Raw genomic sequence first — 11,557 nt, 5'->3', positions numbered from 1 at the left:
CAACAAGCCTTGCCCCGCCGCATCAAGCCCGCGCCGCCACCGGAAGCGGGACGCTTTCGCTGTCCGCCAGCCGGATGAGGTCTTCGGCGGGTTGCGGCCGGCCGAACAGATAGCCCTGGCCCTGCTCACAGCCGATCCGCCGCAGGAAGGCGGCTTCCGCCTCGGTTTCGATCCCTTCGCAGATCATGGCGATGCCGAGACCGCGGCACAGCGTCTTCACCGATTGGACGATCGCCTGGCTCGCCGTGTTGTCGATCAGCGTGCGAACGAACATCTGGTCGACCTTGATCTTGTCGAGCGGGAAGCGCGCCAGATAGCCGAAGGAGGAATAGCCTGTGCCGAAATCGTCGAGCGCGATGGAGACGCCGAGCGCCTTCAGCGCCGACAGTTTCTCCAGCATGTCGCCGGACGGGTTGAGGAAGGTGGATTCTGTGATTTCGATCTGCAGCCGGTCGGGTCGAAGGCCGGTTTGTTGCAGCGCCTGTCGGACCGTGGCGACGATGTCGCCGCGCTGCAATTGCAGCGGCGAGACGTTGACCGCCACCGCAAGGTCCGGCCGGAAGGTCAAGGCGTCGCGGCAGGCCTGGAGCATGGCCCAGGCGCCCAACGGCTCGATGAAGCCGTTGGCCTCGGCGATCTCGACGAAGACCTGCGGCGAGACGAAGCCGAGCTCGGGATGGTGCCAGCGCAAGAGGGCCTCGCAGCCGATCAGCTTGCCATCCGTCAGGCAAACCTGCGGCTGGTAGAACAGCCTGACCTCGTTGCGGTCGAGCGCATGCCAGAGTTCCGCCTCGATCCGCCGGGTCTGCGCGTGGCGGGCGCCGCCCTCCGGATCGAACTCGACCAGTCCATTGCCATTGGTGCGGCGGGCGTCGTCGAGCGCGAGTTCCGCCTCCGCCACGAGAGCCGCCCCGCCCCGGCTGGGCGCATCCGTGCTGAACACCATGCCGATATGCACGCCGAGCTGCGCCTTGGCCTCGGCGACCGCGAAGGGGGTCGAAAGGGCGGCGACGATGGCATCCGCCAGCGCGCGGGCTTCCTGAGGGGTGACGGGCGTGAGGGTGAAGGCGGAGAACGTGTCGCCGCCGAGACGGGCAATCGGCGACAGCCGATCGTCGAGCGATCCCAGCCGGCGTACCACCGCCTTGAGCAGGGCGTCGCCCTTGGAGCGGCCGAGGGTGGAATTGATGGTCTTGAAACGGTGCAGGTTGACGGCATAGACGGCATGGCCGCGTCCCGCCGGCGGCTCTTGCCGCAGCTTGTCGTTGATCTCGTTGACGAAGGCCGAACTGCGGAGCGCGCCGGTGAGAACGTCATGGCGTGACAAGAAGCCGATCCGCTCCTCCTGCCGCCGGCGTTCGGTAATGTCGCGCGCCGTAACGCAGGCGACGAAGGCATGGTCTTCGCCGCGACGGCTCTTGCCGTTGGCGAGCGCCCTCTGTGAGGCGGTGATGGTGTATTCAATCGTCCGGGCCCCGGCGCCTTCGCCAAGCGTGAGCTCGTGCAGCTTGGCCGGTTCGGCGCATTGCCGGCGCAGATCCGCCATGGCCGCTTCGATGTCGCGACGCCAGGCCTGGGGAAGGATGGTCATGACCGCATCGCCGTCCCTGAGCGGGGCGAGTTCGGGCAGCACGTCGGCGATGCGGGCGCTGTGGGCGATCAGGATCCCGTCCTCGTCGATCACCAGGATCGCATCGGCGCTGTCGCTGACGACCTGGCCAAGCAGGCTGCGGCTGTTGTCGGCCTCGACCGAGGCGAGCCGCAACAGCCAGGTCCTGAGGTCCAGCTCCTCGAGGATGCGGGTGACGACGATCAGGCCGAGCAAGGCCTGACTGGCGGCGGTCGGCAGGAGAAGCGCATGGGCCGACTGCAGCCAGAAGCCCGCTGTTTCCAGCGCGATCACGGTCGACCCGATCAGCAAGGATTGCAGACGCAGGCTGCGCCGCGGCGAAAGGGTGACAAAGCCCAGGACAGCGCAGAGGAGCAGCATGGGCCAGGCTCGCAGCGGGGTCAGCGTCCGGTCCTGCAGCAGGGTTTCCGTCGCGATGATCTGGAGTATCGGGCCCGAGACCAGACCATGCACCGGCACGAGGAAATTGTCCTTCAATTCGATCGCGGCCGCCCCGACGACGACGATCTTGTCCTTGAAAACGGCAGGATCGACGCGGCCGGAGGCGACGTCGATTGCCGAATGGGAGACAAGGCTGGCCGGATCGATGGAAAAATCGAGGACGAACGGTGGCGAGGCCGCGTCGGCCTTTCCGGCGAGTGCGGCGGGAACGGACATGACGAATTCGCCATCCTGCTCTTCGCCATAGGCGAACCTTCGTACGACGCCGTCGGCATCCGCTCGCACGCTGGCGCTGGCCGTCCAGGCATGTTTGGAGAACATTGGGTGGGGTGCCGTGACGTCCGTCGCGCCGGATCGGTCGCCGGTCGTGCGGTATTGCGTGAACGTCGGCAGGATGACCCCGCCGCCGGCCTGCTCGAGCGCCCGGGCCAGAGCCTGGTCGCCCGCCTCCGACGAGCGGGAACTGAAATCGACATCGAGGAAGATGTCGCGGGCCTCGGCCCTGGTGAGAACGTCGATCAGCCGGGCATGGACCGAGCGGTCCCAGGGCCACACGCCGATTTCATCCAGGCTCTGCTTGTCGATGGCGACGAAGACCACATCGCCGGTCGGTGCGCGCGGCGAGAGAGCCATGCGCCGCGCCGTCAGCCCCGCGTCCAGCCGGGCAAAGCCGCCGAGCCCGGCCAGGCTGGCGACGATGCAGAACAGGCTGGCCAGGACCAGCAACCGGCGGAAGGGGAAGGCGGCTTTCAACATCCTCTGCTTTCTGGTGATGGCGAAATATCGTCCCCGAGAGACGTTAGGCCCTTGATCACTCTGCCCTGCTCATCTCCCGTTGCCGTTGCCGTTGCCGTTGCCGTTCCCGTTGCCGTTCCCGTTCCCGTTCCCGTTCCCGTTCCCGTTCCCGTTGCCGTTCCCGTTCCCGTTCCCGTTGCCGTTGCCGTTTCCGTTTCCGTTCCCGTTCCCGTTTCCGTTCCCGTTCCCGTTGCCGTTGCCGTTCCCGTTCCCGTTGCCGTTGCCGTTCCCGTTCCCGTTCCCGTTGCCGTTTCCGTTCCCGTTCCCGTTGCCGTTTCCGTTTCCGTTCCCGTTGCCGTTTCCGTTTCCGTTTCCGTTGCCGTTGCCGTTGCCGTTGCCGTTCCCGTTCCCGTTGCCGTTCCCAATCCCGTTTCCGTTGCCAATCCCGTTGCGGTTCCCGGGCGTGTTGCCGGCTCCGTCGGCGCGGTCGTTAGGATTGGTGCGCGCATCGATGCTGGGAACGGCCGGGGTGGTGACCGGCGCGCTGACGACGGGAGACTTTGGACCGGGCCCGAGGACGGAGAGCGAGCCCGGAGTACCTGGCGAAACGGCGACCGACTGGCCGGCTAGGACGTCGACCGACTGGCCGCGTTGCGGGTCGGTAACGCCGACGACGCCGCGCGATACCCCGAGCGTGGCGCCCTTGCGGTCGACCTGGACGGTGAAACGCGTGCCCTTGACGACCGCCGCGAGAAACGGTGTCTGGATCTTGAGATTGCGGCCGGCGCGCTTTTCGAAGTCGACGACGATCTCACCGACCTGCTGGGCGATTTCGAATTTCTTGCCCGCGCGGTCCTTGGCGAAGATTGCCGTCATCGTGCCGGGCTGGACCGTCACCATGTCGTCTTCGTGGGCGAGGAGCACGCGGCCGCGCGGTCCGGTGCTGATCCAGGCTCCGGTCGGGATCTCCATTCCGTCCACGACGCGCTGCCAGGTCTTGCTGTCGATCGTATAGTTTGCCGGTTGACGAACCTTGGAGACGATCCAGCCTTCGGCGAACGCCGAAACGGCCGGGCTGAGAGCCACGACAATCGTGGCAAGGGCTATCGACAAGCGCAATTTTCGAACTCCACGCAAAACACACTGCGCGGATCGTAAAACACTCAAAATAACAAATACCTAACATATAAAATTAGAAATATTGAATTGCGCTCCGCTAAGCCGGCCCGAATGGGCGCGCGCCAAGAAAAAGCCCCGGACAGGGATGTCCGGGGCGGGGTTTGCGCGCCTTGGCGGCGAAGGCGTCAGAGCTTGCCCTGGCGCTGCTGGATCATCATGTAGGTATCGAAGCCGTATTCGGCGATCTGTGCCCAGAGATAGGCATCCTTCTTGAACGCCTGCTGGCTGTCATAGATCTTCTTGAAGGCGGGGTTCTTGGCGCCAAGCTCGGCATAGGTCTCGAGCGCCGCCTGGTGGCAGACATCGAGGATGTCGGAGCCGAAGGCCCGCAGTTCGGTTCCTTCCGCCACGAGCCGGCGAAGCGCCGCCGCATTGTGCGTATCGTACTTGGCCAGCATGGAGGCATTGGCTGCCGCGCAGGCGTCGGTGAGGATGCGCTTGTAGTTCGCCGGCAGCCCTTCGAACTTCTCCTTGTTGAAGAAGGCATGCACGGCCGGGCCGCCTTCCCACCAGGCAGGATAGTAATAGTACTTGGCGACCTTGTAGAAGCCGAGCTTGAAATCGTCATAGGGGCCGACGAATTCGGTGGCGTCGATCGTGCCCTTTTCGAGCGCGGCATAGACGTCCGAGCCGGCAATCTGCTGCGGCGTGACGCCGACCTTGCTCATCACTTCGCCGGCGAGCCCGGCAATGCGCATCTTCAGGCCCTTCAGATCGTCGATCGTCTTGATTTCCTTGCGGTACCAGCCACCCATCTGGGCGCCGGTATTGCCGGCGGGCAGCGCATAGAGATTGTGCCCGGCGAGAAACTCGTTGATCAGTTCATTTCCGCCGCCGGCCGAAAACCAGGCATTGGTCATCCGGGCATTGAGGCCGAACGGGACGGCGGTGCCGAGCGCGAAGGCCGGATCCTTGCCGATGTAATAGTAGCAGCAGGTGTGCGCCATCTCGACGGTGCCGGCAGCGACCGCATCGGCGGCCTGGAGCGGCGGAACGATCTCACCGGCAGCGAAGGTCTGGATGGTGAAATTGCCGCCAGTGGCTTCCGATACGCTGCGGGCGATCTCGTCAGCGGCGCCGAAGATGATGTCGAGGCTCTTGGGGAAGGACGAGGTCAGCTTCCAGGTGATCTTGGGATTTTCCTGGGCAAGCGCCGGGGCGGCGAGCGAGACGGAGGCAGCAGCGCCCAAGCCGGCGGCGCCGGCTTGCTGGAAGAATTTACGGCGATTCATGGTTCAGTGACCTTGGTTGTTTCCTATAATCATTTCCTCCTCCCATGCGGGGTCTAGCCATGATGTGTCGTGCTTGCAAGCCCAAAAGGCTGCCAGAATTGCGCGCAAGGGTGTTTTGCCTTTCGCAAAATTACGCAGAAAGCTCGGACGGAATGCGAAAGATGCGCGCCGGGGCATGTTGGCAGATCCGTCAGGCGGACGGCTAGATGCGTCGGGTCGGGTCGTCGAGGGCGGGATTATAGAAGAGGGCGGTGACGAGGCTGCGGGCGATCCGTTCGGCCGTCGCCATGAACCAGGCATGGGCTTCGTCCGTCGCTTCCATGTCGACGAGGGTCTGGCTGAACAGCGCCAGCCATTCGGCAAACAAGCCCTCTGTGATGCCAGCCACGCCGTGGTGGGCCTGGACCGGCTTGCCGCCATAGGCGCCGTTCTTGAACGCGACCGACGTCCAGAAGGCCTTCATCTTGGCGAGGTGCTCCGGCCAGCGGCCGGATAGGCGGGTGTCGAAGACGGGGCCAAGGCTCGGATGGGCCTGGATGCGGCCATAGAACGTCTCGACCAGTTTATCGATGAAGGCGCGGTCGACGCCCATTCCGGCCATCTGCGCCTCGGCGCGGGCGGTGATCTCGGCCCGGTGCGCCGCGCGACCGATCAGATCATCCTGCATCGCCGTCTCCTTCCTTCGTCCCATGTCAGCTTGACGCTTGTCGTTGATCGTGATGCGCTCGTCAAACGGGCGCGCCCGGGCCGATCGTCGCATCGGCTTTTGGAATTGCCCTGGTCAAGGGGTGCGGCACCGTGACGACTTGACCTCGAACAGCTCGCGAACTAGATTTAGAATGATTATAAAGAATGAGGTAGATTTTCATGCTGGCGCGCTTGTTTTCGTCGTCGAAACGCCCTTTTTCCAGCCTCAGCGACCAGGAAATCCTGGCGCTCGCGATTTCGTCGGAAGAGGACGATGCGCGCATCTACCTCGCCTATGCCGACCAGTTGCGCGAACAATATCCGCAATCGGCCAAGGTGTTCGAGGATATGGCGGAGGTCGAGCACACCCACCGCAATCAGCTGATCGAAATGCACCGCCAGCGCTTCGGCGAGCGCATTCCGCTGATCCGCCGCGAGCATGTCAGCGGCTTTTATGAACGCAAGCCGGACTGGCTGCGCGCCAACCAGAGCCTCGACCAGATCCGCGCCGAGGCGGAGACGATGGAGCAGGGCGCCTACCGCTTCTATATCGCGGCGGCGCAGCGCACGACGGACGCGCAAACCCGCAAGCTGCTCGGCGATCTGGCCCTGGCCGAACAGGGCCATGAGGAAATCGCCTCCATGCTCGGCGAACGCCACACGCCGGAAGACGTCAAGAAAGAGGAAGACGCGAGCGCCCACCGCCAGTTCGTGCTGACCTATGTGCAGCCGGGACTTGCCGGTCTGATGGACGGATCGGTCTCCACCCTCGCACCGATCTTCGCTGCCGCCTTTGCCACCGGCGACACGTGGCAGACCTTCCTCGTCGGCCTGTCGGCCTCGGTCGGCGCCGGCATTTCCATGGGCTTTACCGAAGCGGCCCACGACGACGGGAAACTATCGGGGCGCGGCTCGCCGATCAAGCGCGGCCTGGCTTCGGGCATCATGACGGCGCTCGGCGGTCTTGGTCACGCGCTGCCCTATCTCATTCCGCATTTCTGGACGGCGACCATCACCGCCGCCGTGATCGTCTTCTTCGAACTCTGGGCCATCGCCTTCATCCAGAACAAGTATATGGAGACGCCATTCCTGCGCGCCGCCATGCAGGTCGTGCTCGGCGGCTCGCTCGTTCTCGCCGCCGGCATCCTGATCGGCCACGGTTGATGATTGTCATGAAGCCGCTATGCGAATAGCGTAGCGGCGTCATCATGAAACCATCCGCGGCCACTCTCGGCATGGGCGTTTCCATGACCGTCGGTTATGGCACGCTCTACTATTCGTTCTCGATCCTGGCGCCCGAAATCGCTCGCGAATTCGGCTGGTCGCAGAGCTTTGTCTTCGCAGTCTTTTCGATCGGCCTGTTGGGCGGCGCCGTGTCCGCTCCCATTATCGGGCGGCTGATCGACCGGTTCGGCGCGCGCCCCGTGCTGACCTTCGGATCGATCCTGGCGGCCGCGGCGCTCGCGGGCCTCTCCATGGTACAGAACGGCTGGCAGTTCGCCGCCGTGACGCTGGCGGCGGAATTCGTGTCGATCGCCGTGCAATATGATGCCGGCTTCGCCGCGCTGGCCCAGCGCCACGGCCAGGAGGCCAGAAGCCAGATCACGCTGGTGACGCTGGTTGCGGGCTTTGCCTCGACGGTGTTCTGGCCGCTGATCCAGTGGCTCTTGACGATGATGACCTGGCGGGAAGTCTATCTGGTCCTTGCCGGTCTCAACCTGGTGCTCGCCCTTCCGGTGCACGCGCTCTGGCCGTCCTATCGGCAGCCGCCGGTGCGCCCCGCGACGAATGCTGCTGGCGCCGGACGTCCCCCGGTCGTCAGCCGCCGGCCGCAACTCGCCCTGATGGCCATCAGCCTTTCGGCCGGCGGATTCGTTCTCTCGGCCATGGGCGCTTCCTTGCTGGTGCTGCTCGGCGATGCCGGCTTCACGCCGGCGATCGCGACGCTTGCCGGCAGCATGATCGGGCCGTCGCAGGTCGCGGCTCGCATCATCGAATATGCGCGCCGGGGCGTGCTGTCCCCGCCGGTGACGGGGCTGATCGCCACCGGGGCGATCTTCCTCGCGCTCGCCTTGCTGTTTGCCGCGGCAATCTTCCCGGCCGTCGCCATCGTGCTGCTGTTTGCTGTCTTCTTCGGCATCGGCCAGGGGCTGACGTCGATCATTCGCGGCGTCCTGCCGCTGCATTATTTCGGCACGGCCGGCTACGGCCGGACCATGGGCACGCTGTCGGGCATTCGCATGGTCCTGTCGGCTGCCGCACCCTTCACCATCATCTTCGTCAATGAGAAGCTCGGCATATCGGCGGCGGTCGGCTGCCTGCTGTTGATGGGGGCGGTCGGACTTGCGGCGATGATCGCCCTATCGCGCCTGGCGCCGCTGCTTTCGCAGGAGACATCGACGAACTGAATTCGGGGCCGGGATCGCACGGGATGGCGATGTTGAGACGAAGACGGATGGGCCCGCAGCCACTGACGCCGTCCGGCCATAAAGCGCGGCGTGCCGGCAGGGTGGCCTCAGTCGAGCGCGCCGACCATGACGTCGGTCGCGCCGTTCTCGATCGTCACCCAGCGGCCGGTGTCGAAGCTCGCCTGACGCTTGAGATAGGTATAGCGCGTCTCCGTCCAGAGCTTCACCTCGTCGACGAGGTTGTCGAGGATGAAGTCGCCCTGGGCGCTGCGCAGCGTCAGCACGGCATGGCCCTCGCCATCGGGCTTGCGCACCACGGTGATCAGCAGGTCGGCGGCCGAGAAGCCGGCTTCCATCAGCTTCTGCCGCTTCAGGAGGACGAAATCCTCGCAATCGCCGGCATCGACCGGATAGCTCCAGACCTCCTCGCGGCCATGGGCCTCGGCGTCGGTCACAGGCATGATGGCGGCGTTGACGCCGGCATTGATGTCGCGGACCACGTCCCAGCCGTGCGGGGTGAGGCGCGGCAGGGCGCCGGGCTTGCTCTTCACGCTGCATTGGTCGCGGTGAAGGCGGCAGAATTCATAATGGCCGATCGGCTGCGACGTGACGCTGCCGGTGGTCATCGACAGCAGAGTCCTCGGTGCGGTGAAGCCATTGCCGGCCGGCGAGCAAACGCCGAGCATCACAAGCAGCGCCGCAAACGCGCGCGATCGGTTCATCATGAACTCGTCCCCTTAATCCTTAACAAAAAGTTAAGGTCCAACGGGGTTGAGAGTCAATCGTGGCGCCGACGCTGCGTTAGGGATTTGTCAACTATGGTTAAAATGCTACAGATCGGCCGCACCGCCGGCGTCGACGATCGACAGGATCGCCGCCTTCATCCGGGCGATGTCCTCGGGCCGCGACAGCCGGTGATCGCCGTCGCGCACCAGGGTCAGGACGACGTCGTCGGCGGGGAGGAATTCCATCAGCTTGAGGGCGTGGGCATGGGGTACATCCGGGTCGGCCATGCCCTGCAGGATATGCACCGGGCAGCCGGTTTCGATGATCCCGGTCAACACCCGGTTCGCCCGGCCGTCCTCGATCAGCGCGCGGGTGAAGATGTTCGGTTCGGGGCTGTATTCCGACGGCTCCTCGAAATAGCCCCGCTCGGCGAGGGACGTCCGTTCGGCTTCGGAAAGGTTCGGCTCGATCAGCTCGACCGTGAAGTCCGGCGCCGGCGCGATCAGCACCATGCCGGCGAGCCGCGGCCCGGTGCCGCGTCGTGCGAGTTCCTGCGCCAGGCGCAGCGCGATCCAGCCGCCCATTGACGAACCGACCAGGACGAGGCTCGGCAGGCCGGCATGATCGACGACGGCGAGCGCTTCTTCCAGCCAGCGGGAAATCGTGCCTTGACGGAATTCGCCACCGGAGGCGCCGTGGCCGGAATAGTCGAAGCGGATCGCCGCCAGGCCCTTTTCCGCCGCCAGCGCATCCATCTCAAGCGCCTTGGTTCCGCTCATGTCGGAACGATAGCCGCCGAGCCAGACGAGCGCGGGGGCCGCAGGCGCCGTCGTCGCAGCCGCGGGGCGCGTAAGGATGGCGATGTCGCGGGCTTCGTCGCCGCGGCCGACCGTGATCGTTTCGGCGTGCGGGACGGAGTGGATCGAGGTCATGGAGGGCTCCCTGGGTGTGTAAGGCCCTGTAAAACAGATTCGCGAAGTGACGGACAGCAGGTGATTTTCCATCCGAAGCGTGTTATTGACTTGCCGAGCGGCAAGAGCCAAATAGCTGAAACGCTGGAGGCCCGCGCGTCAGGCGCGTCGTCGCTAGGCTCAACAGTTCAGGAGAATACGACCATTCGCAGACCTTTCAAAGCCGATGCCCCTGTCAAGGAAGGGCCGCGCTCCAATCGGGAGATCCGGATTCCCCGGGTCCAGCTTATCAATGACGAAGGCCAGAACCTCGGCATCGTGCCGACGGACGAGGCGCTCAGGATGGCGGAAGAGGCGGGTCTCGACCTGGTCGAGATTTCCCCCAATGCCGAGCCGCCGGTCTGCAAGATCCTCGACCTCGGCAAGCTGAAATTCGCCAACCAGAAGAAGGCGGCCGAAGCGCGCAGGAAGCAGAAGATCGTCGAGGTCAAGGAAATCAAGATGCGTCCCAACATCGACACCCATGATTATGAGGTGAAGATGAAGGCCATGAACCGCTTCTTCGAAGAGGGTGACAAGGTCAAGGTGACGCTGAAGTTCCGCGGCCGCGAAATGGCCCACCAGGAACTCGGCATGAAGCTTCTCTTGCAGGTGAAGGAAGACACGCTCGCCGTCGCCAAGGTCGAGGCCGAGCCGAAGCTCGAAGGCCGTCAGATGATGATGGTGCTCGCGCCGAAGTAAGGTTGCGATCATTACCAGAAAACGAGCCGCCTTCCGGGGCGGCTTTTTTCTTGTCCGCTGCTGACAGTTCTCTGACAGCGCGGCTGGGCGAACTGTCAGCCGAGGGCGGGTAAGTTCCGGGTGTAGAGATCAGAGATTCTCAAACACCGGAGGAATAAAGATGATCAACCTTCTGCGTAAGCCCCTGCTCGTATCGAGCACCGCACTGCTTTCGCTGACCGTTCTGCCGGCGGTCGTTTCCAGCCTCGCTCTGCCGCTTGCCGCGTCCGTCGTTTCCGTCGCCTATGCTGACGATCACGGCGGCGGCGGCGAAAGCGACGGCGGTGGTGAAAGCGACGGAGGCGGCGAAAGCGATGGTGGCGGCGAAAGCGACCATGGCGGTGGCGAGAGCGACCACGGCGGCGGCGAAAGCGACCATGGCGGCGGCGAAAGCGACCATGGCGCTGGTGGTGACAATGGTCACGACGACAGCGACGACGGTGCCGACGATCACGGCGGTGGCGACAATGACGTCGAAGATGACGGCAATGATGACGTTGCCGACGACGATGGTGTCGATGACGATGGTGTCGACGACGTGGATGACGACAACGTCTCCAACGGTCGGCGCGAAGAGACCCAGCTGATCGTCAACGATGCCCAATATGCCGGTCTTTCCAAGGGCTCGCTGATCGCCGTCGATCAGGCCGGCCAGCGCCTGCAGTTGCGGTTCGAGTGGGAACACGGCAAGCCCGAAGTGAAGTTCGAGGCACCTGCCGGATCGGTTACGCGGGTGACGGTCGTTCCGGCCAGCTGATTCCGTTTGAAAGGGCTGTGATCCAGCCGCCGGGATCACAGGTCTTTTCACCCCGCCCGCAAGGGCGGGGC

10 protein-coding genes are annotated in these 11,557 nt (G+C 64.5%); 4 read left to right on the top strand and 6 right to left on the bottom strand.

Annotation, left to right across the window (positions count from 1 at the left end; translation table 11 throughout):
• Positions 1-22 precede the first annotated feature (22 nt).
• The 4 genes from RHIZ70P_RS02355 to RHIZ70P_RS02340 form a co-directional block, all read right to left on the bottom strand.
• On the bottom strand, positions 23-2,827 hold the full coding sequence (locus RHIZ70P_RS02355; protein WP_115668759.1) for an EAL domain-containing protein: 2,805 nt from the start codon (positions 2,825-2,827) through the stop codon (positions 23-25).
• A gap of 69 nt (positions 2,828-2,896) precedes the next feature.
• Complete coding sequence (locus tag RHIZ70P_RS02350; RefSeq protein WP_210209721.1) at positions 2,897-3,778, bottom strand: FecR domain-containing protein; 882 nt, start codon at positions 3,776-3,778, stop codon at positions 2,897-2,899.
• Positions 3,779-4,110: 332 nt separating this feature from the next.
• Positions 4,111-5,217 carry a TRAP transporter substrate-binding protein gene (locus RHIZ70P_RS02345; RefSeq protein ID WP_115668758.1) on the bottom strand — a complete coding sequence of 369 codons (1,107 nt, stop codon included), beginning with the start codon at positions 5,215-5,217 and terminating at the stop codon, positions 4,111-4,113.
• 202 nt (positions 5,218-5,419) lie between these two features.
• A complete protein-coding gene (locus RHIZ70P_RS02340; protein WP_115668757.1) occupies positions 5,420-5,884 on the bottom strand; it encodes a group III truncated hemoglobin in 465 nt (154 codons plus the stop codon).
• A 200-nt stretch (positions 5,885-6,084) separates the two neighbouring features.
• On the opposite strand from RHIZ70P_RS02340, the gene mbfA reads away from it, so the two are divergent.
• Positions 6,085-7,068, top strand: coding sequence for an iron exporter MbfA (gene mbfA / locus RHIZ70P_RS02335; RefSeq protein WP_115668756.1), 984 nt, complete (start codon positions 6,085-6,087; stop codon positions 7,066-7,068).
• A 44-nt stretch (positions 7,069-7,112) separates the two neighbouring features.
• A complete protein-coding gene (locus tag RHIZ70P_RS02330) occupies positions 7,113-8,312 on the top strand; it encodes an MFS transporter (protein WP_115668755.1) in 1,200 nt (399 codons plus the stop codon).
• A 107-nt stretch (positions 8,313-8,419) separates the two neighbouring features.
• Here the strand turns inward: RHIZ70P_RS02330 and RHIZ70P_RS02325 are convergent, their stop codons facing one another.
• Positions 8,420-9,037: a transglutaminase-like cysteine peptidase gene (locus RHIZ70P_RS02325; protein WP_419178258.1), complete on the bottom strand. Its 618-nt coding sequence runs from the start codon at positions 9,035-9,037 to the stop codon at positions 8,420-8,422.
• 105 nt (positions 9,038-9,142) lie between these two features.
• Positions 9,143-9,970, bottom strand: a complete 828-nt coding sequence (locus RHIZ70P_RS02320; RefSeq protein WP_115668754.1) for an alpha/beta hydrolase — start codon at positions 9,968-9,970, stop codon at positions 9,143-9,145.
• A gap of 183 nt (positions 9,971-10,153) precedes the next feature.
• Between RHIZ70P_RS02320 and infC the strand changes: the two genes are divergently transcribed.
• Together infC and RHIZ70P_RS02310 are read left to right on the top strand one after the other, a co-directional pair.
• Complete coding sequence (infC, locus tag RHIZ70P_RS02315; protein ID WP_115669041.1) at positions 10,154-10,690, top strand: translation initiation factor IF-3; 537 nt, start codon at positions 10,154-10,156, stop codon at positions 10,688-10,690.
• A gap of 160 nt (positions 10,691-10,850) precedes the next feature.
• Positions 10,851-11,486, top strand: coding sequence for a hypothetical protein (locus tag RHIZ70P_RS02310; RefSeq protein WP_115668753.1), 636 nt, complete (start codon positions 10,851-10,853; stop codon positions 11,484-11,486).
• Positions 11,487-11,557 lie beyond the last annotated feature (71 nt).

The organism is Paenirhizobium selenitireducens ATCC BAA-1503 (assembly GCF_900492185.1).
Lineage (GTDB): Bacteria > Pseudomonadota > Alphaproteobacteria > Rhizobiales > Rhizobiaceae > Allorhizobium > Allorhizobium selenitireducens_A.
This window is presented reverse-complemented; position numbering and strand designations above follow the sequence as displayed.